This window comes from Mycolicibacterium psychrotolerans (assembly GCF_010729305.1).
Lineage (GTDB): Bacteria > Actinomycetota > Actinomycetes > Mycobacteriales > Mycobacteriaceae > Mycobacterium > Mycobacterium psychrotolerans.
The window spans coordinates 390,954-413,434 of sequence record NZ_AP022574.1; the positions used below are offsets into that span (position 1 = coordinate 390,954).

Annotated in this window: 25 protein-coding genes; 7 read left to right on the forward strand and 18 right to left on the reverse strand. The window is 67.0% G+C overall.

Going from position 1 to position 22,481, the window contains the following annotated elements:
* Positions 1-85: 85 nt before the first annotated feature.
* Positions 86-502 carry a hypothetical protein gene (locus G6N45_RS01985; RefSeq protein WP_163720191.1) on the reverse strand — a complete coding sequence of 139 codons (417 nt, stop codon included), beginning with the start codon at positions 500-502 and terminating at the stop codon, positions 86-88.
* Positions 503-831: 329 nt separating this feature from the next.
* On the opposite strand from G6N45_RS01985, the gene G6N45_RS01990 reads away from it, so the two are divergent.
* Entirely contained in the window at positions 832-1,242 is a 411-nt protein-coding gene (locus G6N45_RS01990; RefSeq protein ID WP_163720192.1) for a hypothetical protein, read from the forward strand.
* 173 nt (positions 1,243-1,415) lie between these two features.
* Here G6N45_RS01990 and G6N45_RS01995 read toward each other — a convergent pair whose 3' ends face one another.
* Positions 1,416-1,901 carry a hypothetical protein gene (locus G6N45_RS01995; protein WP_163720193.1) on the reverse strand — a complete coding sequence of 162 codons (486 nt, stop codon included), beginning with the start codon at positions 1,899-1,901 and terminating at the stop codon, positions 1,416-1,418.
* A 1,236-nt stretch (positions 1,902-3,137) separates the two neighbouring features.
* Here G6N45_RS01995 and G6N45_RS02000 point away from each other — a divergent pair.
* A complete protein-coding gene (locus tag G6N45_RS02000; RefSeq protein WP_163720194.1) occupies positions 3,138-4,346 on the forward strand; it encodes a type I restriction endonuclease in 1,209 nt (402 codons plus the stop codon).
* 56 nt (positions 4,347-4,402) lie between these two features.
* Here the strand turns inward: G6N45_RS02000 and G6N45_RS27780 are convergent, their stop codons facing one another.
* From G6N45_RS27780 to G6N45_RS02020, 4 genes are all read right to left on the reverse strand, one after another.
* Positions 4,403-4,606, reverse strand: coding sequence for a hypothetical protein (locus G6N45_RS27780; RefSeq protein ID WP_179965258.1), 204 nt, complete (start codon positions 4,604-4,606; stop codon positions 4,403-4,405).
* A 272-nt stretch (positions 4,607-4,878) separates the two neighbouring features.
* Positions 4,879-6,114, reverse strand: coding sequence for an IS256 family transposase (locus G6N45_RS02010; RefSeq protein ID WP_163720195.1), 1,236 nt, complete (start codon positions 6,112-6,114; stop codon positions 4,879-4,881).
* A 65-nt stretch (positions 6,115-6,179) separates the two neighbouring features.
* The gene (locus tag G6N45_RS02015; protein ID WP_197746863.1) at positions 6,180-6,716 is read right to left on the reverse strand and encodes a RelA/SpoT domain-containing protein; all 537 of its coding nucleotides are present in this window, start codon (positions 6,714-6,716) and stop codon (positions 6,180-6,182) included.
* Between the two features lie 73 nt (positions 6,717-6,789).
* Positions 6,790-8,061: an HNH endonuclease signature motif containing protein gene (locus G6N45_RS02020; RefSeq protein WP_163720196.1), complete on the reverse strand. Its 1,272-nt coding sequence runs from the start codon at positions 8,059-8,061 to the stop codon at positions 6,790-6,792.
* A gap of 168 nt (positions 8,062-8,229) precedes the next feature.
* Here G6N45_RS02020 and G6N45_RS02025 point away from each other — a divergent pair, with 168 nt between their 5' ends.
* Complete coding sequence (locus G6N45_RS02025; protein WP_163720197.1) at positions 8,230-9,093, forward strand: SDR family oxidoreductase; 864 nt, start codon at positions 8,230-8,232, stop codon at positions 9,091-9,093.
* On the opposite strand, the gene G6N45_RS02030 is transcribed toward G6N45_RS02025, so the two are convergent.
* Positions 9,090-9,701, reverse strand: coding sequence for a TetR/AcrR family transcriptional regulator (locus G6N45_RS02030; protein WP_163720198.1), 612 nt, complete (start codon positions 9,699-9,701; stop codon positions 9,090-9,092). The two genes, G6N45_RS02025 and G6N45_RS02030, sit on opposite strands and share 4 nt — an antisense overlap.
* Before the next feature lie 61 nt (positions 9,702-9,762).
* Between G6N45_RS02030 and G6N45_RS02035 the strand changes: the two genes are divergently transcribed.
* A complete protein-coding gene (locus G6N45_RS02035; protein ID WP_163720199.1) occupies positions 9,763-10,608 on the forward strand; it encodes an alpha/beta fold hydrolase in 846 nt (281 codons plus the stop codon).
* Here G6N45_RS02035 and G6N45_RS02040 read toward each other — a convergent pair.
* From G6N45_RS02040 to G6N45_RS02070, 7 genes are read right to left on the reverse strand one after another with little or no spacing between them, the layout of a single operon-like run.
* Positions 10,605-12,242: an amidohydrolase gene (locus tag G6N45_RS02040; RefSeq protein WP_163720200.1), complete on the reverse strand. Its 1,638-nt coding sequence runs from the start codon at positions 12,240-12,242 to the stop codon at positions 10,605-10,607. The two genes, G6N45_RS02035 and G6N45_RS02040, sit on opposite strands and share 4 nt — an antisense overlap.
* Before the next feature lie 19 nt (positions 12,243-12,261).
* Positions 12,262-12,666 (reverse strand): hypothetical protein, encoded by a 405-nt coding sequence (locus G6N45_RS02045; protein ID WP_163720201.1) that lies wholly within the window; start codon positions 12,664-12,666, stop codon positions 12,262-12,264.
* Positions 12,667-13,872: an O-succinylhomoserine sulfhydrylase gene (locus tag G6N45_RS02050; RefSeq protein WP_179965259.1), complete on the reverse strand. Its 1,206-nt coding sequence runs from the start codon at positions 13,870-13,872 to the stop codon at positions 12,667-12,669. It lies immediately after the preceding gene.
* Positions 13,869-14,282 carry a rhodanese-like domain-containing protein gene (locus tag G6N45_RS02055; RefSeq protein WP_163720202.1) on the reverse strand — a complete coding sequence of 138 codons (414 nt, stop codon included), beginning with the start codon at positions 14,280-14,282 and terminating at the stop codon, positions 13,869-13,871. Before G6N45_RS02055 ends, G6N45_RS02050 begins: the two co-directional genes overlap by 4 nt.
* A gap of 19 nt (positions 14,283-14,301) precedes the next feature.
* Positions 14,302-14,745, reverse strand: coding sequence for an Rv0361 family membrane protein (locus G6N45_RS02060; protein WP_163720203.1), 444 nt, complete (start codon positions 14,743-14,745; stop codon positions 14,302-14,304).
* Entirely contained in the window at positions 14,742-15,914 is a 1,173-nt protein-coding gene (gene purT / locus G6N45_RS02065; RefSeq protein WP_163720204.1) for a formate-dependent phosphoribosylglycinamide formyltransferase, read from the reverse strand. Before purT ends, G6N45_RS02060 begins: the two co-directional genes overlap by 4 nt.
* Entirely contained in the window at positions 15,911-16,447 is a 537-nt protein-coding gene (locus G6N45_RS02070) for a MarR family winged helix-turn-helix transcriptional regulator (protein ID WP_275996898.1), read from the reverse strand. The genes purT and G6N45_RS02070 overlap by 4 nt, the downstream gene beginning before the upstream one ends.
* Before the next feature lie 36 nt (positions 16,448-16,483).
* Here G6N45_RS02070 and G6N45_RS02075 point away from each other — a divergent pair, with 36 nt between their 5' ends.
* From G6N45_RS02075 to G6N45_RS02085, 3 genes are read left to right on the forward strand one after another with little or no spacing between them, the layout of a single operon-like run.
* Positions 16,484-18,568 (forward strand): MMPL family transporter, encoded by a 2,085-nt coding sequence (locus tag G6N45_RS02075; RefSeq protein ID WP_163720205.1) that lies wholly within the window; start codon positions 16,484-16,486, stop codon positions 18,566-18,568.
* Between the two features lie 29 nt (positions 18,569-18,597).
* Complete coding sequence (locus tag G6N45_RS02080; RefSeq protein ID WP_163720206.1) at positions 18,598-19,824, forward strand: cytochrome P450; 1,227 nt, start codon at positions 18,598-18,600, stop codon at positions 19,822-19,824.
* Positions 19,825-19,874: 50 nt separating this feature from the next.
* Complete coding sequence (locus G6N45_RS02085; RefSeq protein WP_246229001.1) at positions 19,875-20,033, forward strand: ferredoxin; 159 nt, start codon at positions 19,875-19,877, stop codon at positions 20,031-20,033.
* On the opposite strand, the gene G6N45_RS02090 is transcribed toward G6N45_RS02085, so the two are convergent.
* The 4 genes from G6N45_RS02090 to G6N45_RS02100 are packed head-to-tail and all read right to left on the reverse strand — an operon-like array spanning position 19,975 to position 22,436.
* On the reverse strand, positions 19,975-20,646 hold the full coding sequence (locus tag G6N45_RS02090; RefSeq protein WP_163720208.1) for a hypothetical protein: 672 nt from the start codon (positions 20,644-20,646) through the stop codon (positions 19,975-19,977). The two genes, G6N45_RS02085 and G6N45_RS02090, sit on opposite strands and share 59 nt — an antisense overlap.
* A 22-nt stretch (positions 20,647-20,668) precedes the next feature.
* A complete protein-coding gene (locus tag G6N45_RS02095; RefSeq protein ID WP_246228844.1) occupies positions 20,669-21,457 on the reverse strand; it encodes a GGDEF domain-containing protein in 789 nt (262 codons plus the stop codon).
* Positions 21,458-21,478: 21 nt separating this feature from the next.
* A complete protein-coding gene (locus G6N45_RS27955) occupies positions 21,479-21,781 on the reverse strand; it encodes a hypothetical protein (RefSeq protein ID WP_179965260.1) in 303 nt (100 codons plus the stop codon).
* A 19-nt stretch (positions 21,782-21,800) separates the two neighbouring features.
* Positions 21,801-22,436: a PaaI family thioesterase gene (locus G6N45_RS02100; RefSeq protein ID WP_163727609.1), complete on the reverse strand. Its 636-nt coding sequence runs from the start codon at positions 22,434-22,436 to the stop codon at positions 21,801-21,803.
* Positions 22,437-22,481 lie beyond the last annotated feature (45 nt).

The following is a 22,481-nucleotide window of genomic DNA, read 5'->3' on the forward strand; positions in this document are numbered from 1 at the left end:
CCGGCGGCGTCCAGGACCTGGGCACACCGCGAGTGCGTGGAGAGTCCACCGGTTGCGACGAAGCGACCGATCTGCGTCGGACCCGTTAGAAGGGTGGTGGGTCGTCGCCGTAGTCGGGTGGGGGTGTGCCGGTGGCGTCGAGGTAGCTGGGTCGGGTGTGGTGTTGTCGGGCTTGGCGGTTGGCTTTGCTTTCGGCGGCGGCTTGGGCGGCGGCCTCGTCACGCTGGCGTTGGATCGCGTTGAGTTCGCGTTCGCGGGTGATGCGGGCGGCGCGGTTCTGGGCGCGGGTGCGCCTGCGGGTGGGCATCATCAACTCCCGCCCCGGACGGCGCGGCGGTGTCGGTCCCGATGCCGGCGGAGGAGGTTCGGTGGTGGTGTTCCAGGACGGGAACAGCAGCGCCGAGAACGGTTTGGTGGTGTAGGTGTGCCCGGTGGGTGTGGTGACATGCACCGCACCCGAGGGGCTTTGGGTGTCGGTCCAGCCTTCCCAGAACGTTTTCACCAAATGATGGCAACGGCTGCATAAACAACGTTTCAATCAGCGAGATGCCGGTTGCCCGCCCATCGGTGCCGGTGCGACACTGGTCATCGACGCACCGCTAGCGCGGTCTGTCTCCCGCCCCGGCCCGGGGATCACTCCCTGGGTCGGGGCACATCCGTCTGGTTCATCTTCTGTAGAAGATGAACCAGACCTACGGGCACATCCGGTTCTACTTTCGACGCGGATATACAGACGGCCCCGCCTGGTCCCTCTCCGCACATGGCGGAAATCCGCCACCTGGGCCAGGCACGACCCTGCAAGTTGTCGGACCCGCGAGGGACAATCGACTCATGGGCGACGAGGACTATGACCACTACAGCAACCTGAAACTTCTGTGGGGTCTGTTGGGGGCGGCGCAGGACGCGCCGGAGGCGACGGACTTCGCCGGTCAAGTCTCGTCGTTGATCGAAGAGAAGACGGCCCGGTTGTCTGACGCGGACATGGCACAAGTGACCGCGTCGCTCCAGAACTTCGTCCTCAAGTACGAGGTCCAATTCCTTGGACGAGAACCGTCCGATTTCGCGCCCACCGAGACCGGCGGCGAGGTGCTGTGGCGATTGACGGAGGCGCGTCGGTTCGACACCCGCGAGCGAATGCGAGAACTTGCTTCTGAGTCACTCATCGACGCCGGGACAATCATTCGAGCGGCTGAGGCGTCGGGGATGAACATCGGCCGTTTCACCGACGACGCGAACTCGTAGCGCGTCACTCCCGATGTGTTACTCGAAGGCTCTTGGCCAAATCTTCCGGTTCCACGGAGTCACCCCGGATGCGAGCCGGGAAGATTTTACGTGCCCCCCGAGGATGGTCAGATGCGTATGCGAAAAACGTTATGCTACAACACTATTGTTGTTGATGCCCAGGTGATGGTCGGTCAGGGGCGCGTCTCGCAATGACCACGGGAAAGAGTGAGCGCCCTCATTTGAGCGTTACTTCCTCCCCATTGCATGAAGCTGATGCTGTTGGTGGCTTCACCATTTGTCCACGCCTCCGAGGCGTCGCCCGGACACCGTGTCCAGCCCCAGCCCGAATAAAGGGCCGCGAACTGCGCCGTGACGTTTTCCCGATGGTTCGGGTAGCGCCCCATGAACGCGCTGTACGGATAGGACCATTCCTCTTGGGTCCACTTATTGCCAGTCTTACGGCTTGTGAGGACGAACCCTTCGGGAAGGGGCATCCCCAGAACTCCCGAATACGGCGCAGACGCTTCCCCCGTCACGGTGGCACTGGCCGACTGCGACGCCCTCATATCGTCCATCGACTCGTTGACGGCCTCCTGCGCGATTTCGTCGATGTCGTGAAAGAAGCACCCCGATGTGAGCAACGCCGCCAATGCGGCGATAGCAATGGTGATTTTCATGATCGGAAAATACCTCGCGGTCCGGCGTTACGCGGGGATTTTGCCGTCGAACATAGTGCCGTAACGCGCGGTCTTGACGCGTCCGAAAATTCCAAAGTCTTTCCCTCTAGCAACGCAGGCCCGCGAGGCGCACACTTCGAGGTGGACGATGAGAGGTTGAGAGCGGGCCGCGCTCTGGTTCACGTCTAGGTGACCCGGCGGGCGCGGCCCCCAGGCGTTGAGGAAACAGCTCCTGACCCAACGGTTCACCGCCTCGTCCAAGGCGGGCTATCGCTACCTAGCGCGCTTGGAGCGCGACCTATTCGTCACTACGCGGTCGTCTCCGAAGCTGACGTCTAACCAGTGGTCGCGCGGGAGGTCGTAGATGTGCCCGGCGGGGTCGGTTGCGGTGATGTTCCCAGTCGAGCCGATGTGTAGAGCGGAGCCCGTCGCGTAGCTGAGGCGCTGATTGTCGGCGAGTCGAATAATGAATTTGCAACCGTCGTAACGACGTGAGCCGGGCACCACTGGATCATGTCAGGTATCGGATCGCCGCGCGGGTTTTCGTTGTGACACGTAACAACTCAAAGCGTGCTGCGGTCCTCCGGTACACCGCGAACTGCGGTGTGTCTTCGGTGCCGTACTCGATGTCGCGCGGCTTCGTCGTCGTTTAGTAGCAGTGCCCGGGGGAGCCCACCGGGCAGTGTTCAAATTGTATTCGATCAGGTGCCAAGTCTTTGGCGCGCCTGCCTTCACGTCGATGTTGCCGTACTAGTAGATGACCTCCAGACGCTGGATTCCCCAGCATCTCGGTTACCGAGAAGCTGTGGGTCTCGTCATCGCTTAACGAGACCCACAGCCCCGGGCTATCTTCGGCCGATTGGATCGACCCATGATCTTGCTCTATCTGAGAGCGCAATCGGTCAAAGATGCTTTCTCCGAACACCGTTGAGGAAGGATGACGCAACGATGTCCGGGAGTGTCAGCGGCTCGTCTGAGCCGTGTATGAGGCGAACGCAAGATCGGCGGCGGCCTGCAAGTCTGGACGCGCCCCCAGGAAGTCGCGTGTCGACTTCCTGGGTGGCGGGCGGCCCCCGAATCGAGGCGCACGCTAGGACGTCAGCGCGCGCTAAGGCGTTACTGCGGGTAAATCGCGACGCCGACATGCTGCGCCTGGCGACAGGAAGCAAATCAGCGTGCTCGTCCTCTGAGTCATCTAAAGTTTGCCTTGGGGAAAGGCTCAGAGGAGGGGAAATTATGGCGTTCTCGGACGGACTTGCCACTATCGCTCAGAAAATACGTGATATGCGGGACTCGGTGCTGACGGAGGAAGCGACTAAGAACGCGTTCATCATGCCGTTCATATCGAACGTACTTGGTTACGACGTGTTCAATCCTTCCGAAGTCGTGCCCGAGTTCGTCGCTGATGTTGGCGTGAAGAAGGGCGAGAAGGTCGACTACGCAATCTTTAAAGACGGGCAAGTCCAGATCCTGATCGAGTGCAAGAAGATCGGCGACCCCCTGGACCTCCGGTATGCGTCGCAGTTATTTCGGTACTTCGCGGTCACGTCCGCGCGCATCGCCATCCTGACCAACGGTCAGCAGTACCACGTCTATACAGACGGCGACGCGCCGAATCGCATGGACGAGAAGCCATTCCTCATCTTCGACCTGCTGGACATCGACCGGACGCTGGTCCCGGAGATTCAGAAGTTCTCCAAGGAATCGTTTGACATTGAGTCAGTGGTAAACGCCGCCGAGGAACTCAAGTACATCGGCGGCATACGTCGGATCATCGCGACTGAGGTAAAGGACCCCTCGGAGGAATGGGTACGATTCTTCGTCAACCGCATATATGAGGGTCGTACAACTCAACGGATCATTGACCAGTTCCGCCCGCTCGTCGCGAAGGCACTCAATCAATACGTTGGCGATCAGGTCAACAGTCGGTTGAAAACCGCTCTCGGTGACGATGCTCCTGATCCCAATCGCTCAACCGAAATCCCCCCGTCGGCGACAACAGCTCAGCCGGCGGCAGTTGAGCGGGCGGTGATCGCCGATGCAGCTGTCGAGGCCGACGGCGTCACCGATCCTGGCGTCGTCACAACGGACGAAGAGATTGAGGGTTTCAATATCGTTCGCGCAATTGCTGTTTCGGAGGTTGCTCCCGAGCGCATCCATTATCGAGACAGTAAGTCCTATTTCGCAGTTCTCCTAGACGACAATAACCGTAAGCCGATTATCCGACTCAACTTGAACGGCAAGAGCGTTAAGTTCGTAACTACCTTCGAGCAAGGTAAGGATGCGGGCGTTCGGCGCGACATCACGTCGGTGGTCGACATCTATAAGGTCGCAAGCGAAGAGATTCGCCAGACCATCCGGCGTTACGAGAGCGGGGTCAGCGCGGCGGTGACTACCGAGTCTATAGACGCTGAACTCGACGGCGCGTCCGACATAAATCCTTAGACAGGTGTTGTTTCGTCATCCGTGCGAATCGTCTTGCCCCGTCCGCGACTGCGAGTTCACGAGGCGCTGTCATCAATGCCAATCTGCGACTGGACGAAGCTGGCGAATCGGCTGGTGTCGGCGTAGTAGTTCGGGTAGGCGTCCTGCAACTGGCTGATCCGCGCAATGTTTACGAGCACAACGTCCAGGTTCGGATCGTCGCGAGCTTCCAGTTCGGTCAGACGGGCCTCAGCCTCTGCGAGAGTCTCATGGACCGACACTGTTAGTTCACCCTCCTGGCGAAGGAGCTCCAAGGTAAGAGCGTTACGACGGTCAGTCTTTGCGTGTTGACTCACAATCGACGCATAGCCTCGCAGGCGTTGGAGCACTGCTACGTCTGATTGCGCCAATTCCGAAGTCAATTCTTTGTAGGAGCCTAATGCTCCCGGAACCAGGGCAGTCCCCTCCTGTAGAGCCATCAAAGAGCTAACCAGAAGGTCAAGTCCAGGGACGTGGTGTACGACGCCGTTGTGTGATTCTTCGAGGAGATGGTTCAGGCGGTCAGTGCCGCCCCGGTGTCCTCCTGTTCTGTCGGGGTTTCATTGACGGTGCGTGATTTGCTGAGAACTTCGAGGCCGAGGTAGCGCCGGGATTCGGCCCATTCGTCGTGTTGTTCGGCCAGCACTGCCCCGACGAGGCGGATCAGGGCGTTGCGGTCGGGGAAGATGCCGACGACGTCGGTGCGTCGCCGGATTTCCTTGTTGAGCCGCTCCTGGGGATTGTTCGACCAGATCTGGCGCCAGATCTGCTTGGGGAACGCGGTGAACGCCAACAGATCAGGCCGGGCAGCTTCCAGGTGGTCGGCGACCCTGGGCAGTTTATCGGTGAGCGCGTCGATGATCCGATCATATTGGGCGGCAACCGATTCAGCATCAGGCTGGTCGAACACCGAGTGCAGCAGGGTGCGCACCCATGGCCAGGAACTCTTGGGAGTGACGGACATCAGGTTGGTCGTGTAGTGCGTGCGGCACCGCTGCCAGGCCGCTCCGGGCAGGGTGGCGCCGATCGCGGCGACCAGCCCGGCGTGAGCGTCGCTGGTGACCAGCTTGACCCCGGAGAGGCCGCGGGCGGTCAGCGAGCGCCAAAAGGTCAGCCAGCCGGCGCCGTCCTCGGCAGTGGTGACGTCGATGCCCAGGATTTCGCGGTAGCCCTCTGCGTTGACCCCGACGGCGATCAGGGCGTGCACGTTGACCACTCGGCCCTGCTCGCGGACTTTGAGCACCAGGGCGTCAGCGGTGACGAATGTATAGGGGCCGGCGTCCAGTGGCCTGGTGCGGAATGCCTCGACAGCGGCGTCGAGTTCCTTGGCCATCACCGAGACCTGCGACTTTGACAACGACGGAATGCCCAACGTTTCGACGAGCTTGTCCATCCGCCGTGTGGACACCCCGAGCAGATAGCAGGTGGCCACCACGGTGGTCAGGGCCCGCTCGGCGCGCTTACGGCGTTCCATCAGCCACTCCGGGAAGCAGGAGCCGTGTCGCAGTTTGGGGATCGCTAGGTCCAATGTGCCTGCTCGAGTGTCGAAGTCACGGTGGCGGTAGCCGTTGCGGGAGTTGGTGCGCTCGGCGCTGCGCTGGCCATATCCAGCACCGCACAACGCGTCAGCCTCCGCGCCCATCAGCGTGTGGATGAACGTGGCGAGCAGCTCACGCAACACGTCGGGATGGCAGGTGGTGAGTCGTTCGGCCAGCATGGCAGGCAGGTCGATATTGTGGGCAGCGGTCATCGCGTTGATTCCTTTGCTCGAGTGACTTTGGTCGGTCCCTCGAAGAATCACGCGATGACCTTCAATCACTCGGCTACGACACGCCGGTACCGCTGATCAGGTCCGACTCGTACACCACCTTGGTGGACGCAACCAACCAGAACGAAGTATCGGAGCACCTCTGGCTCTCCCTTGCCGTACTTCAACCGGCTCCCTGAAAACAGGTCCATTGTCTCGACTGCTGTCGCCCACGCGTGCTGCAATTCAGTGCGGATTTGCAATTCGATGCGCAAGCCACGGTATTCCACCTTCGAAGGACCGTACTCATAGACAAGGTGAACGCCTCTGTAGCCAGACGGGCGCGGCCCCGGATCGTCGCGGAGATAGTCGTACACCTTCGTCACACGATTCTTGCTTCGCGGTAGGTCACGAAGCACATTCGCGAGCTGCTCAACCTCGGGCACGTTCTTGAGCACGACTCGGCAGCCCCCAAGGTCCTGCATGGTCGTCACGCTCATTGTCGGGTGCCGCTTGAGCTTGTCCAGGATTGTAGGGAGGCGCTTTCTCCGTTCCGCGACAATCGCATTCGGATTCACAGCCAGCGCCCGCTGCTTAACCGTCATGGTCACCGCATTCAGCGGGAAGGCATGCGCGAGCCGGTAGTTACTAAGAACCTCACGCGCCGCCTGTATCTCCTCAGGTGGAGCAGTGCCTTTGCCGATCGTGTTTGCGGCAGTAACATTTGATGCCGGCCGGGTGGGTGGCGCCGTGCGGGTAGGGCTGGGTGTGGTCGATGTCGGCGAACACCGCGGCCCGGTCGCAGCCGGGGAAACGGCACGTCAGATCCCGCGCGCGGACGAAGCGGTCCAGCGCGGCCGAGGGCCGGTAGCCGTCGGTGGCGGTGATGGCCTCGATGTTGTCCAGCACGCGCACGCCGGCGCCGTGGGCGATCAACTCGGCCAGCAGCGGCGCCGGCACGATCGCGCACCCGAAGCCGGGGATCACCGCCGCAGTACGCCGCTCGGGCGCAGGTGACGGTGCGGGGTCGGGCTGTGCCGCCGGTTCTGACGGTGGTTCTGGCTGCCGGGCTTCCGGCTCAGGCTGCGAATGGGTGGGGTCGCCGTGCATCTGGGGGTCGGGGCTGGCGTCCAGGGCGCTGCGGTCGGCGACGACGCCGATCCTGAAACTCGACGCGCGCCCGTCATCGACCTGCGCGGCCGGGCAGTCGGTGGTGCTGCAGCGGCAGGACAACACCAACGATCCGGCCGCGATCGCCCCGAGTGAATCGGCGCGGCGCTGATCCATCGTGCGCGGGTCGTCCTCGCACACCGAGGAGACCATCACGCCCAGCCGGTGGGCCAACAGCGCCGCATCCGGGGTGGCCAGTCTCCCGAACGCGCTGGTCAGCCCGGTGCGGTCGTCGCGGTCGCCGAGGGTGAACGAGCGGCCCGCCATCCCGGTGCGCAGTCGGCGCACCGCATCGGGGTCGTACCGCTCGATCCACGCGTCGATCGCGGTCTCGAGTTTTTTCTGCGACAGCAGCCCCCACGCGCGCACGGCATCGACGAACACGCCGTCCAACCGGGCCAGCACGGCGGGATCGACCACCAGGGCGGCGCGGAACACGATCGTCGTCACCAAGGTCACGGGCACCTGCCCGGCCGCCAACAGCCGCCCCAGCCTCGGGAAGCGGTCACGTAACGCCAACCCCAGATCCATCTGTCCCGAGGCGCGGCCGGAGCTGATGTTCAGCGCACACCCGATCTCGGCGGCTGTGGCATCCCAGTCATCACAGGCCCACCGCGCCCGCTCGGGCCGGCGGCGGCGCTCCCACAACTCGACGATCGCGGCCAGCTTGACCGCCTCGGCCCGCGCCGCCGCCGCACCACACCCGCGCACGATGTCGACCAGATCCGCATCCCCGGCACCAGCCAGCGACGCCACCGCCGGCACCACGGAGTCGTACATACGTTCGATAATATCGAAATCTATGCAGCTCAGCGGCCTCCGACATCGCGCTGTGGATAAGTCGGGCGGTGCCAAGAAATCTGTGGATAGATGCTCTACGGGGGTTCAAACAGGTGTACGCACCCGGGCACTTCCGCCCAAAACTTGACACGTGTAAAGTTCGGCCGCATGGACAACATCCGCGGTAAGACCATCGCCATCACCGGGGCGGCACGAGGCATCGGATACGCGACCGCCACCGCCCTGCTCCAGCGCGGCGCACGCGTCGTCATCGGCGACCGCGACGTGGCCCTGCAGCAATCGTCGGTCGCCAAGCTCTCCAGCCTCGGACCGGTGTCCGGCTACCCGCTGGACGTCACCGATCGCGAGTCGTTCGCGACCTTCCTCGACAAGGCCCGCACCGACGGTGGCGGCCACATCGACGTGCTGATCAACAACGCCGGCGTCATGCCGATCGGGCCGTTCCTCGAGCAGTCCGAGCAGTCGATCCGGTCGTCGATCGAGGTCAACCTGTACGGCGTCATCGCCGGATGCCAACTCGCCCTGCCCGACATGATCGCCCGCCGGCGCGGCCACATCATCAACATCGCGTCGCTGTCGGGCGTCATCCCGGTGCCGGGACAGGTCGTCTACGTGGGAGCGAAGTTCGGCGTCGTCGGACTGTCCGCCGCGCTGGCCGACGAGGCCGCACCGCACGGCGTGCATGTGTCGGTGGTGATGCCGCCCTTCACCAACACCGAGCTCATCTCCGGCACGAAGGAGACGCCGGGCACCAAACCCGTTGAGCCCGAAGACATCGCGGCGGCCATCGTGAAGACACTCAACAAGCCCAAGACACACGTGTCCGTGCCGCCGTTCCTGCGGTTCACCGCGCAGGCCGCCCAGATGCTGGGCCCGCGCGGACGACGCTGGATGAACCGGAAGCTCGGCCTGGACAACGTCTTCCTCGAGTTCGACACCACCAAGCGGCAGAGCTACGAACAGCGCGCGCAGGCAGCGCTCGGTGTCGTCGAGGGTGCCGAAAAGAACTAGCGTGCGATGCCGTCGATGAGGCGGTCGCACACGGCGTACATCTCCTGCTTCGCGGCAGCCTGATCCTCGGCGCGGGAGATGTACAGCGCCGCCTCATCGAGTGCGCCGAGCAGCACGTGCGCCGTGGGCCGCCGCGGTTGATCCGGGATCACACGGTCGGCGATGGCCTGACCGAGCATCGCCTCGATGACGCCGAGGCCGTACTTCATCCCGACGGCGCGCCACCGCTCCCAGCCCAGCACCGCAGGCGCGTCGATCAACATGATCCGCTGCACCTCGGGCGCAGAGCAGAGGTCCAGGAACAGCCTGGCGCCGGCCTTCATCGCCTGGCGCTGATCAGACGGAGCCGCGTCCCCGAGCCGCGTGACGATGTCGGCGACCAGCTCGGCCTCGATCTCCTCGTAGACCGCCGCGAACAGTTCCGTCTTGTCGGCGAACTGGTGGTACAGCGCGCCGCGGGTCACCCCAGCAGCCTCGACGATCGACTGCGTCGAAACATCGGCAAACCCGTTGACAGAGAACAACTTCCGGGACGCAGCGAGCAGACTCGTACGCGTGGCCGCGGTGCGCTCTGCCTGGGACCGCCGGGGCGGGGGGTTGACTTTCATACAGTCTGTACGTAACTTTCGTACTCAGTGTTCGCAAATGTCGACGAAAAGGATAACGCCGATGCCCACCGTCTCCTTGCCTGCGGCCACCGTCGAATACCGCGAGTCGGGCCCGAAGGACTCCGCGTACCCACCCGTGGTCTTCGTGCACGGCGCCCTCGTCGACTCCCGGCTGTGGGACGCCGTCGCCGCCGACCTCGCCGGGCAGGGCTTTCGCTGCCTGCAACCCGACCTCCCACTCGGCGCGCACCGGATCCCGGTCGACGACCGCGCCGCACTGACCCCCACCGGCGTGGCGGATCTGGTGCACGACTTCCTCGTCGCGCTCGAACTCGACGACGTGACGCTGGTCGGCAACGACACCGGCGGCGGCGTGTGCCAGTTCCTGATCGACGCCCACCCCGACCGCATCGGACGCCTCGTCCTGACGAATTGCGATGCGTTCGACAAGTTTCCGCCCTTCCCCTTCAATGCCGTCTTCGCGATGATGCGCACCCGTCCGGCCGTCACCGCACTGATGGCGACCATGGGCCCGACGGCACTGCGGCATTCGCCGGTCGGCTTCGGCCTGCTGGCGAAGAATCTCGATCCGGCGCTGACCGCATCCTGGCTGACGCCTGCGCGGACGGACCGGCGCATCGCCCGTGATTTCGCCGCGCTGGCACGGGGAATCGGCCGCACCGACCTCACCCGCGTCGCACCCCGGCTGCACCGCTTCACCAAACCGGTGACGGTGGTGTGGGGGCAGAGCGACCGCTGCTTCACCCCGGCACTCGGCCGCCGCCTCGCAGCGCTGTTCCCCGACGCGAAAACCGTTGAGGTGCCCGGAGCGTCGACGTTCGTGCCGCTGGACGCGCCCGGCGCGGTCCGCGATGCGATCATGCGGACGGCCGGAGCCAGAACCTAGGCCTTGTAGACGGTCTCGCCTTCCTTGATGGTCTCCAACACCGCGATGTCCTTGATCGCCATCGGGTCCACCGTCAGCGGATTGGCGTCCAGCACCACCAGATCGGCGAGCTTGCCGGCCTCGAGCGAGCCCTTCCGGTCGCCCTCACGGTACTGAGCGGCGGCATTGATGGTGATGGACTCGAGCGCTTCCCACGGCGTGACGCGCTGATCAGCTCCGATCACCTCACCGCCGCGCGAGATCCGGTTCACCGCGGTCCATACCAGAAACATCTGGTCCAGCGGGGTGACGACGAAATCGGTGTGGTTGGTCGGCCGCAATCCCAGGTCGATCGCGGCCCTCATCGGTGACAGGAAATCCGCCTGTTCCTTGCCACGCAACTGCACGTGAGCATCCCCGAAGTAGAAGGTGTGCTCGGTGAAGAACGACGGGATGATCCGGTACTCGACGTAGCGGGCCAGCTGATCGCGGCGAACGAACTGCGAGTGCACCATCACGGTGAGCCGGTCCCTGCCGAGATCCTCGGCCGCCGCGAACTCGTGTGCGGTCAGTGCGACGTCGATGGCGGCGTCGCCGTTGGCGTGGATGTCCAGTGGCAGGCCGAGGTCGTACACCTGCTTGAACCACCCATTCACAGTGTCCTGGGTGAACGGCAACTCGCCGCACCAGTTCCGCTGTCCGTCAGGGCCTTCCAGAAGATAGGGCGTGGTGAAGTAGGCGGTCCTGCCCTGCGGAGAACCGTCGAGTGTCACCTTCACGCCGCCGAGCTTGACGCGGTCGACGTACCGGCCGAACGTCTCCGGTGGGTTCGCCGACAGGATCTCGTCCAGGTCGAGGATGAACGGATAGGCGACGACGTCGATCAGGCTCGCGCCACCGGCGGCGGCGCGCTGCATCAGGGCGATGTCGGCCGCGTGCGAAGCGCCCTCGTGCGCGGTGGTGATACCCGCAGCGGCGTAGAGCATCTGGCCGGCCCTGCTCCACTCGACCTCCTGTGCGGGAGTCGGCTTCGGCATGGCCGCGAAGATCGGCAGGAAGGCGGTCTCCATCACCAGTCCGTCGGGGTCGTTCGAGCCTTCCTTGCGGACGATCACCCCGCCCGGCGGAGTCTGCGTCTCGGCGGAGATTCCGAACGTTCGCAGCGCCGCGCTGTTGAGCACCGCGCCATGCATCGAGACGTGCCCGACCAGGACGGGCATGTCGGGGAAGTCCGCGTCGAGGTCGTCCTTGCTCAGGGTGCGACCGCCGGGCATCATCGTGTCGTCATAGCCGTACGCGACGAGCATGTCGCCCGGTGGAATCGGATGGGAATCACGAAACCCTCTGAGCGCCGCCACGATCGCCGGGACGTCGGCGCCTGGCCCAGCGGGTGGCGCGAACACGTTGACCTGGTTGGCGACGCTGAGTGCGTTGATGTAATGGCTGTGCGGGTCAACGAACCCGGGCAGCAGCGTCGCACCACCGAGGTCGACGATCTCGGTGGCCGGGCCCTGCTGAGCCGCGACGACGTCGGCGCGATCGCCCACGGCGGTGATCCGGCCGCCCCGCACCGCGAGGGCCTGCACAGCCGGTGCGGCTCTGTCCATCGTGACGATGTCGCCACCGACGTAGATCGTGTCCGCGGGGTCGGCCATGGCCTCAGGGTAGCCACGACTAGCCGAACTGCGGCAGTGGTTCTCCGAATCGGTAGGCCTCGATCGTGTCGAGGTGGTCGAACAACTCGGAGAGGTTGAACTGGTAGTCGTCAGCGGTGCCGACGAACACCACGTGGGCCACCTCGCCCTCGTCCTCGGGGGTCAGCAGCACCACGGTCACGTTGACGACCTCGTCCTCGTCGCCGACGTCGGCCTCCGATGCCGGCCAGTACCAGGCGGCGCCGGTCTCGTCGTCGACGTCCTCGGAGAACTCCCAGCCGCGCTCGGTCAGACGGGCGTCGAAATCCTCGAGCTCGGCGGCGATTTCGAGCTGCTCGGCGACACGCGCCGGAATCCAGGCATCGTCGCGGACCGCACGCCGCTTCTTGCGGCGGGCCTTCTTCTGCTCCGATCGGCGTGACACCTACGCCAGCGCCTGAGCCAGATCGGCGATCAGGTCCTCGGTGCCCTCCAGACCGATCGAGATGCGAACGACGCCGTCGCCCAAGCCGATCGCGGCCCGCCCCTCGGGCCCCATCGCGCGGTGCGTGGTGGTCGCCGGGTGGGTGATCAGCGACTTGGCATCGCCGAGATTGTTCGAGATGTCCACGATCTGCAGCTTGTCGAGCACCTCGAACGCACGCTCCTTGGTGCCGCCCGCGAGCTCGAACGTCACCACCGTGCCGCCGCCGGTCATCTGCCGTTTGGCCAGGTCGTATTGCGGATGTGATTCCAGGAACGGATATTTCACCCAGCTGACCGCCGGACTCGATTCGAGGAACTCCGCGATGCGCAGCGCCGACGCATTCTGGTGGTCCACCCGCAGCGCCAACGTCTCCAGTCCCTTGAGCAGCGTCCACGCGTTGAACGGGCTCAGCGCAGGCCCTGTGTGGCGCATGAGCTTCTGCACCGGCCCGTCGATGTACTCCTTGTCACCGAGGACGGCGCCGCCGAGCACCCGGCCCTGCCCGTCGATGTGCTTGGTCCCCGAGTAGACGACGACATCGACACCCAGCGGGAAGCCCTGCTGCAGGATCGGGGTTGCGAAGACGTTGTCCAGCACCACCTTTGCGCCCGCCGCATGGGCCAGGTCGCAGACCGCACCGATGTCGACCAGCGACTGCATCGGGTTCGACGGCGTCTCGAAGAACACCGCCTGGGTGGGAACGGACAAAGCCTCCTCCCACTGGGACAGGTCCTCGCCGTCGACGAACACCGTCTCCACGCCCCAGCGCGGCAGGATCTCGCTGCACACCACGAAGCACGAGCCGAACAGGCTGCGAGCGGCAACCAACCGGTCGCCCGCGCCGAGCAGCGCGCCGAGCGCGGTGAACACCGCCGACATCCCGGTGGCCGTCGCGAAACAGGCCGGGGCGCCTTCGAGCAGGCGCAGTCGCTCCTCGAATATCGAGATCGTCGGGTTGCCGTAGCGCGAGTAGACATACCGGTCGACCTCGCCGGTGAAGGCCTTCTCCGCGTCGGCGGCCGTCTCGTACACATAGCCCGACGTCAGGTACATCGCCTCGGAGGTCTCCTCGAAGCCCGACCGCAACAGCCCGCCCCGGACGCCGATGGTGGCCTGGCTGACGCCGTCGGGCAGCGGGGCCGGGGTGCGTACCGACTCGCTCACGACTGCGTCCAGGGCAGGCCGACGGCTTTCCACCCGGTGCCGCCGCGATGCCTGTGCTCGTCGAGGTTGCCCTCGAAGCCGTCGAGGATGTTGTAGGACGGGCCGATGCCCGCGTCCGTGGCAGCCTCCGCGGCGCCGATCGAGCGGTTGCCGGACCGGCACAGGAAGGCCACCGGCCGATCACCCGGGGTGACCCCGGCGGCCAGCAGGTCGTCGACGAAGCCCGCGTTGCGGGAGCCGTCCGTGCGACTCCACTCGATGAACACCGTGTCGCGCTGCAGCGACGACAGGTCGGGCACGCCGACGAAGCGCCACTCGGCGTCGGTGCGGACGTCCACGAGCACCGCATCGGGGTTCTCGCTCAGCAGCTTCCAGGCCTCCTCGGGCGTGATGTCTCCGGCGTAGCTCACGGTCGTGAGTGTCCCACAGCTAGCTGGGACCGGTCGAACAGACCTTCCATGCTCCGGCCTCCTTGAGAAAGGTCACGTCGACGGTCTGCTTCGCGTCGGGGTCCTTGTCGAAATGGTAGGTGACGGCCGCCGTCGCCCGGTCCCCTTCGACGGCGACGTCGGAAACGCCGTCGACGAACCGTTCGCCCCGCTTGGCCACCGAGTCACGATGCGCCGCAGTCACTTTCGTCTCATCACCGGCCTCGGCCGCGCAGGTGAACGACCGGAAGTCCGCGAAGTCACCGCGCTGCAGCGCGTCGTTCTGGCCGGCTGCCGCCCGGCCGATCTGCTGGGAGTCGGTGAGCTCGTCGTGGGAGAACACGTTGAACAGCCAGATTGCGATCACGATGGCCACAATGATGGCCAGCGCACCCAGGAAGGGCGTCGCGGTCGAGCCGGCCGACGCGTCGTCGGATTCGGTCACGACAACCTGCGCAGGGCGGACGCCACCCGGCGGGCACGGTCGCGGGCCACGATCGGATCCGGGGCCGTGGCCGTGGACAGCACCCGCCGGCCGCGCCCCTCCCCCGCCGGGAACAGCCGGAGGTCGCTCTCGGCGACCGCCAGCGCGTCGGCCAGCACGGCGCGCAGCGTGGCATCGCCGATGTCGGAGTCGGTGTCCGGGTCCGCGTCGACGTCGGCGATCTCGATCGCGCCCGGCGAGATCATGATGGTGTCGACCGGCAGGCCGAGGATGGCCCTGGCGTGCAACTCGAATGCCGACAGCCGCTGGGAGCGCAGCGTCACCAGCGCGCTGTCCTGCGGCCGCGGCCGGACATCGGTGAAGTAGACCTCGTCGCCGCGCACCAGAAGCTCGACCGCGAACACACCGCGTCCGCCCAGCGAGTTGACGATGCGCGCAGCGATCGACTTCGCCGCGTCCAGCGCCGCCGGCGAAAGAGCATGGGGCTGCCAGGATTCCAGCGCGCCAGGAGTGGGCCGGTGATGACCGATCGGCTCACAGAAGTGCACGGTCGGACCGGCGGGGCCGGTGGTGCGCACCGTCAGCAGCGTCACCTCCACGTCGACGTCGACCACCGTCTCGGCCAGCACGCGGTGCAGGCTGAGCCGGCCGCCGGCGACCGCGCGCCGCCACGCGGGCTCGACGTCGTCGGAGCGCAGCACCACCGACTCGCCTTCACCCGGTGCCGCGGCAACCGGTTTGACCAGCAGCGGGAAACCGGCGTGCTGGACGATCGCGGTGAGCTCGTCGACCGACCCGGCGAACCAGAACGGCGCCGTCGGCAGACCGAGCTCGTCGGCGGCCAGCCGGCGCAGGCCCTCGCCGTCCACGGACAGCCGCAACGCACGCGGGGTGGGGAACACCTCGACGTCCTCGCGCTCCGCCGCGGCCAGCAGCGCATCGGTCGCCACGCCGCCCGCATCCGCCACCACGAACCGTGGGCGGATCGCGTCGATGAGGGCGGTCAGCGCGTCGGCGTCGGTCCTCGCGGCCATGTCGTCGGAGACCGTCACCCGAGCACCCAGCCGCTCGAAGGCCGGCGCCAGCTCACGCGTCCGTTCCCCACCGCTGAGCAGCAGCACCGAAGTCGGCTCGGCCGCCGTCGTCTCACCCTCACTCGTCTCACTCATCGAGCCCCCAGCCTGCCAGAACCACCGGCAGGCTCGCCCGCAAGATCGTCCCGAAACGCCCCCATCGCGTCGACAACGGCGCCGAACACCCGGTGCGCGGCGCGCAGATCCTCGTCGGGAAGCTCGGCCAGCGCGCCGCGGAGGTGTTCGGCCAACGGCGTGAAGAAGTCGCGGGCCACCTCGCGGCCGTGCTCGGCGACGCGCAGTTTCACCTTGCGGCGGTCGGCGGGATCGGGCTCGCGCAGCAGGTGACCGGACGCGATCATCCGCTCGACGAGGTACGTGATCGCAGCGCCGGACATGCCCATCCGGGTCCGCAGCTCGCCGGCCGCCAGCGGCTCGCCGGCGGTCTCGGCCACGGTGATGTGCAGCAGCGCGCGGAAGTCGTTGGCCGTCATCGCGTGGCGCCCGGCGAAGTCGTGGCCGATCTGATCGGACTGCGCGGTCAGCGCCCGCACGTCGGCGGCTATCAGTGCCTCCAGCGTCGGCCGGTCGTGATGCTGCACGGTCCCCACCTTAGCCGGAAAGTTCATTTGATTAATTGTTAATTATCTGAAATATTCGACGGCATGAGCCGACGACTTTCCTGGCTGATCGCTCTCGTCGTCATCGTCGCGTCCGGTGCGCTGATGGGTCTCCTCGGCGGCGGCGACTCCGGCGATCAATCCCCCGTGCCCGTACCCACCGATGCCGAATCGGCCCGTGCCGACGCCGTCCGTGCCGAGTTCCCGGGCGGCGATCAGGCTCCGGTCCTGTTGGTGCTGACCCGCGACGACGGCGCAGCCCTGTCCCCGGCCGACCGGGGCGCGGCCGATCAGGCGCGTCAGCGGATGCTGACCGCCGCAGGCGCCGGGAACGCCGGACCGCCCGTGCAGGTCTCCGAGGACGGGCAGGCCGCCATCGCGGTGGTGCCGCTGACGTCGGACCTGTCCGGTTTCGCGCTCACCGACGAGGTGAAGGCGCTGCGCACCGCGGCCACCGACGGCCTGCCCGACGGCCTGAGAGCTCAGGTCACCGGCGGACCGGCGTTCGGTGCCGACATCGCCGACTCGTTCTCCGGCGCGAACTTCACCTTGCTGGCCGTGACCGCGGCGGTGGTCGCGCTGCTGCTGATCGTCACCTACCGCTCTCCGGTGCTGTGGCTGGTGCCGCTGCTGGTCATCGCGTTCGCCGACCGGGTGGGTGGCGTGGTCGGCAGCGCCGTCGCCGAGGGGCTCGGTATGTCACCGGACGGGTCGACCACCGGCATCACCAGCGTGCTCGTGTTCGGCGCGGGCACCAACTACGCGCTGCTGCTGATCTCCCGCTACCGAGAAGAGCTGGGCCGCAACGAGTCCCACCACGACGCGCTGCGCACCGCGGTCCGCCGCGCCGGACCGGCGATCATCGCGAGCAACGCGACCGTGGTGCTGGCCCTGCTGACGCTGCTGTTCGCGACCTCCCCGAGCACCCGCAGCCTCGGGGTGCAGGCGGCGTCCGGCCTGGTCGTCGCCGCGGTCTTCGTGCTGCTGGTGCTGCCGCCGCTGCTCGACCTGTTCGGCCGGAAGCTGTTCTGGCCGTTCATCCCCCGCGTCGGGGCGAGCGCGCTCACCGAAGGCGGGGCGTGGCACCGGGTCGCCGACGGCGTGGCGCGGCGGCCTGCGCTCGTTTCCGTCGTCGCGATCGGCGCCCTCGCGCTGCTGTGTACCGGGCTGCTGCGCACCCCGATCGGCCTGTCGCAGACCGAACAATTCCGGGTAGAGGCCGAGTCGGTCAGCGGTTTCGACACGCTGGCCGACCACTTCCCCAGCGGCCTGACCGATCCCACCCTGGTGATCGCCTCCACCGACCGCACCGCCGAGGTGCAGCGCGCGATCACCGGCACCCCCGGCGTCGTCTCCGCCACCCCCGCGGGCACCTCGCCGCAGGGCCTGACCCAGTGGTCGGTGGTGCTCGCCGCCGCGCCCGCCACCGACGAGGCGTTCGACACGATCGACGCGCTGCGCGACGCGGTGCACGGCGCCGACCCCGACGGTCTGGTGGGCGGATCGGACGCCAAGGCCCGTGACGCGGCCGGGGCCGCAGGCCACGACCGTGCGGTGGTGGTGCCCGCGATTCTCGCGGTGGTACTCCTGGTGCTGTTCGTGCTGCTGCGCTCCGCTCTGGCACCGCTGGTCCTCGTCGCCGTCACGGTGCTGAGCGCACTTGCCGCGCTCGGGCTCGGCGGCTGGGCGAGCGTGCACCTGTTCGGGTTCCCCGCCCTGGACAACAGCGTTCCGCTGTTCGCGCTGCTGTTCCTGGTCGCCCTCGGCGTCGACTACACGATCTTCCTCGTGACCAGGGCGCGGGAGGAGACACCCGCGCACGGCACCCGCGACGGCATCGTGCGTGCCGTGTCGGCCACCGGCGCGGTGATCACCAGCGCGGGCATCGTGCTGGCCGCGGTGTTCTGCGTGCTCGGCGTGTTGCCGCTGATCGCGCTGACCCAGGTCGGCATCATCGTCGGCCTCGGCATTTTGCTGGACACCTTCGTGGTGCGCACGGTGGTGATCCCGGCGCTGTTCACCCTGATCGGCCCGAAGATCTGGTGGCCTGCGCTGCGCGACGCCGACGACGGGCACGACGCCGCCGGGGCCGGCGGACGGCACCGTGCCGGGGCGGCGGCGCAACCGTAGCTGCGCCGCCTTGCCGGTAGCGTCGAGAGATGAGTCAGGCCGACACCCGCGCCGAACCCGAGCCCGGGCTGCCCCCGCTGCACATGCGCCGCGACGGACTCGATCCGACGCCGGCGCTGCGGCAGATCCGCGACAGCGTGGGCGTGCAGAGCGTCACCAACGCGTTCGGCATGCGGGTCTTCCTCGTCACCCGCTATGACGACGTCAAGACGGTGCTGTCGGATCACGCCCGGTTCTCCAACGGCCGGCCGCCCGGTTTCGTCGTGCCCGGCGCGCCGCCGATCGACGAGCAGGAGGCGGCCCGCAACCGGGCCGGGAACCTGCTCGGGCTGGATCCGCCGGAACATCAACGACTTCGGCGCATGCTGACCCCTGAGTTCACGATCCGGCGCATCAAGCGGCTGCAGCCCCGCATCGTCGAGATCGTCGACGCACAGCTCGATGCGCTCGCCGCCGCAGGCCCGCCGGCCGACCTGGTCGAACACTTCGCGCTGCCGATCCCGTCGCTGGTGATCTGCGAACTGCTGGGCGTGCCCTACGCCGACCGCGACGACTTCCAGCGCCGCAGCGGCCGTCAGCTCGACCTGTCGATCCCGATTCCCGAACGTCTCGAGCTGCAGCAGGAGGGCCGGGCCTACATGGCGTCGCTGGTCACCCGCGCCCGCGCCGAGCCCGGCGACGACATCCTCGGCATGCTGGTGCGCGACCACGGCGACGAGCTCACCGACGACGAGCTGATCGGTATCGCCGGTTTGCTGCTGCTGGCCGGCCACGAGACCACCTCGAACATGCTCGCGCTGGGCACGCTGGCGCTGCTGCGCCACCCCGAACAGCTGGCCGCGATCCGCGACGACCCGACCGCGGTCGCCCCGGCGGTCGAGGAACTGCTGCGCTACCTGTCGATCGTGCAGACGTCGATCCCGCGCATCACCACCACCGACGTCGAGATCGCCGGTGTCGAGATCCCCGCGGGCCGACTGGTGTTCGCGTCACTGCCCGCGGGCAACCGCGATCCCGGGTTCATCGACGACCCGGAGACGCTCGACATCGGCCGGGGGGCTCCCGGGCACCTGGCGTTCGGCCACGGCGTGCATCACTGCCTCGGCGCCCCGCTGGCCCGGATGGAGATGCAGATCGCGTTCCCGGCGTTGCTGCACCGGTTCCCGGACCTGGCGCTGGCCGAGGATTTCGACGACGTGGCGTATAGGTCGTTCCATTTCATCTACGGTCTGAAGTCGTTGGAGGTGTTGTGGTGAGCAGGGTTTCGGCCGACCGGGAGCTGTGCATCCAGGCCGGCAACTGCGTGATGGTGGCGTCCGAGGTCTTCGATCAGGACGACGACGGCATCGTGGTGGTCCTCACCGAGGAGGTCGACGGGGAGGCTGCCGACCACGCCCGCGAAGCCGTCAAGCTCTGTCCGGCAAGCGCGTTGACGCTGCAGGAGCGAACAGCAGCAGCAGGCTGACCAGCAGCACCCACACCGGGAAGGCGACGGTGGTCCACGGGCTGACGTCGCTGGCGACCAGCACGGCGATCGCGACTAGGTAGGTCACCACCACCAGCCAGCGCGGCATCAACCCGGTCCGCAGCCAGATCGTGGCCACCGACATCATGAACACCGCCGCCATCCGCAGCGCATAGGTGTCGGTCAGCGCCAACAACAGGCCCTGCCCGAACGCCGCCACCTCGGTGCGGGTTCCGGCCTCGGCGACGAACTGCTTGCTGGCCAGCAGGCCCGCCCCCACCGCGGTCGACGTGAAGATCATCGCGAGAAACAGGAACCCGCTGCCGATGAAGACCGTCGTGAAGAACTGGTCCTCCAGCTGGCCCAGACCGTCGCGCAGCACGCCGATGAACCAAAGGAACGCGATGCCGGCGAACGGTGTCAACACGATCGCCAGCTTCAACCGGCCGCTCGACCCGTCGCTCCACTGCGATCCCAGCTGCGCGCCCGGGGGCAGCGAGGTGCGCATCACCACCAGCACGACGCCGAACAGCAGCGCGAACGCCACCCCGGCCAGCGCCGCCGCCCGCGGCGTGGTCAGGCTACGCAACTGGCGGCCGGTGGGGTGTGTCATCGGGTCATCGTGGCACGCCGGCTCACTCCCCGGCGGGAACTGCGTCATCTGCGCTGACCGTGCAATTGCCGCCGACGCCCTTGGCGCGGTACATCGCGGCGTCGGCACGCTCGATCAGGGCCCGGACCGCCGTCGGCACTCCCCCGCCGGACGCCCAGCCCGTCGCCACGCCGATGCTCACCGTCGGGACGACGGTGGCGTCACAGCGGGCCACCGCCTCGTGCAGCCGGTCGGCCACCTCGGGCACCGTGCGGGGGCCTGCGTCGACGACGAGGACGAACTCCTCGCCGCCGGTCCGGGCGATCACCGACCGCGCCCGCAGCGACGTCACCGCATCGCGCGCGGCGTTGGCGACCGACACCAGCACCCGGTCCCCGGTGTCGTGGCCGTGGCCGTCGTTGATGGCCTTGAACTTGTCGATGTCGACGGCCAGTACCGAGAGGTGGGTGCCGCCCGCGGGCACCAGACCGGTGACCTCGTCGTCCAGTCCGCGCCGGTTGAGCAGCCGGGTCAGCGGATCGTAGAGCGCGTCGACCGCTCCCATCCGCAGCGCCAGCAGGTACGACTGCACGATCACCGGGACCCCGACGACCGTGGGCAGCAGCACCAGCAGGCGCACCGTGACCACGCTCGGCTCGGCGGTGTCCTGGGCGAGTGAAAGCCCGTACAGCCACCCGAACGCCGCGACGGTGAACAGGAGATGCAGCGCCAGCGGGCGCGGGCCGTGGACCACCACGATGTAGATGCCGTTGGCCGCCAGCAGCGCCAGGCCGGGCATCGCGGTGAAGGCGTCCTGATAGCAGGCGATCACGGCGAGCACCGCGAGGTCGGCCTAGACCGCGAAAGCCGCCGACTGCCGTTCCGTCGGGAACGGGCCGAAGATCCAGATGAGCCCCAGCACCGCCGAACTGATCGCGACGACCAGCACCAGCGGCTGCCCGTTGACCGCGCCGCCGTCGCGGGACGCCCACAGCATCGTCAGCAACGCGATGAGCCCGTAGAGCAGCGAGAAACCACCGATGAAGACCTGATGGATGCGCAGCATTCCCCTGGAGCGCAGATGTCTTGCCGTCCAAGCGAAGTCGAACGGCTGCCGCCACCAGATCAGCAGGAAGTCACGAAGGCCCTTCTCCATCGCCCCCCTGAAGCCGGCGTCACGGCTGTCCGGGGAGCAGCCGAATCATCAATCCGTTCGCCTCGGCGAGCAGGTCGCCGTCCGGATTGCGCAGCTCGGCGTTGACGAACGCCTTGCGGCCCTGCGCCTCGCGCAGCCAGCCCCGCGCGGTGAGCACCGTGTCGATCGGGGTCACCTTGCGGTAGTCCACGTGCAGGAATGCGGTCCGGCTGATCGGGCGCCCGGTCGCGTGGATCACCATCCCGAACACCGAGTCGAACAGCAGCGGCAGCACACCGCCGTGCACGGCGTGGTTCCCGCCCACCGAGAACCGGCTGAACTGTACCTGCAGCTCGACGCCGTCGGCGGTGAATTCGGCGACACGGTACGGGGGCATCAGCAGGCTGCCCGCGCCGGGCAGCGAGGGCACCCGGTTCGCCGGACCCACTCCTTCGGCGGCGTCGGCCGGCGCCAGCAGGTCGACCAGCGACTCGGCCAGGTCGGCGGCGCGGTCCCAGGTGCCGGCGTCGGGGTTCGCCGACACCGCCAGGTCCTGGGCGCGGCGCATGGCCGTCAGGAAACGTCCGAAACCGGGGCCGGGAGTGGCGGGCTCGAAGTTCGGGAAGCCACCGTGGCTGTCGTAGTCCGGATCGAGTGTCCGGGGATCGTCGGTCATCTGCTCGTCGCGCGAGCGCTCATCGGCGGTCATCTGCTCTTCGCG

Excerpts from the sequence above, each read along its gene's own strand:
- G6N45_RS01990 (WP_163720192.1), top strand. The coding sequence starts at position 832 with ATGGGCGACGAGGACTATGACCACTACAGCAACCTGAAACTTCTGTGG.
- G6N45_RS01995 (WP_163720193.1), bottom strand. The coding sequence starts at position 1,901 with ATGAAAATCACCATTGCTATCGCCGCATTGGCGGCGTTGCTCACATCG.
- G6N45_RS02000 (WP_163720194.1), top strand. The coding sequence starts at position 3,138 with ATGGCGTTCTCGGACGGACTTGCCACTATCGCTCAGAAAATACGTGAT.
- G6N45_RS02010 (WP_163720195.1), bottom strand. The coding sequence starts at position 6,114 with ATGACCGCTGCCCACAATATCGACCTGCCTGCCATGCTGGCCGAACGA.
- G6N45_RS02015 (WP_197746863.1), bottom strand. The coding sequence starts at position 6,716 with ATGACGGTTAAGCAGCGGGCGCTGGCTGTGAATCCGAATGCGATTGTC.
- G6N45_RS02020 (WP_163720196.1), bottom strand. The coding sequence starts at position 8,061 with ATGTACGACTCCGTGGTGCCGGCGGTGGCGTCGCTGGCTGGTGCCGGG.
- G6N45_RS02025 (WP_163720197.1), top strand. The coding sequence starts at position 8,230 with ATGGACAACATCCGCGGTAAGACCATCGCCATCACCGGGGCGGCACGA.
- G6N45_RS02030 (WP_163720198.1), bottom strand. The coding sequence starts at position 9,701 with ATGAAAGTCAACCCCCCGCCCCGGCGGTCCCAGGCAGAGCGCACCGCG.
- G6N45_RS02035 (WP_163720199.1), top strand. The coding sequence starts at position 9,763 with ATGCCCACCGTCTCCTTGCCTGCGGCCACCGTCGAATACCGCGAGTCG.
- G6N45_RS02040 (WP_163720200.1), bottom strand. The coding sequence starts at position 12,242 with ATGGCCGACCCCGCGGACACGATCTACGTCGGTGGCGACATCGTCACG.
- purT (WP_163720204.1), bottom strand. The coding sequence starts at position 15,914 with ATGAGTGAGACGAGTGAGGGTGAGACGACGGCGGCCGAGCCGACTTCG.
- G6N45_RS02070 (WP_275996898.1), bottom strand. The coding sequence starts at position 16,447 with ATGAACTTTCCGGCTAAGGTGGGGACCGTGCAGCATCACGACCGGCCG.
- G6N45_RS02075 (WP_163720205.1), top strand. The coding sequence starts at position 16,484 with ATGAGCCGACGACTTTCCTGGCTGATCGCTCTCGTCGTCATCGTCGCG.
- G6N45_RS02080 (WP_163720206.1), top strand. The coding sequence starts at position 18,598 with ATGAGTCAGGCCGACACCCGCGCCGAACCCGAGCCCGGGCTGCCCCCG.
- G6N45_RS02085 (WP_246229001.1), top strand. The coding sequence starts at position 19,875 with ATGGTGGCGTCCGAGGTCTTCGATCAGGACGACGACGGCATCGTGGTG.
- G6N45_RS02090 (WP_163720208.1), bottom strand. The coding sequence starts at position 20,646 with ATGACACACCCCACCGGCCGCCAGTTGCGTAGCCTGACCACGCCGCGG.
- G6N45_RS27955 (WP_179965260.1), bottom strand. The coding sequence starts at position 21,781 with ATGGAGAAGGGCCTTCGTGACTTCCTGCTGATCTGGTGGCGGCAGCCG.
- G6N45_RS02100 (WP_163727609.1), bottom strand. The coding sequence starts at position 22,436 with ATGACCGACGATCCCCGGACACTCGATCCGGACTACGACAGCCACGGT.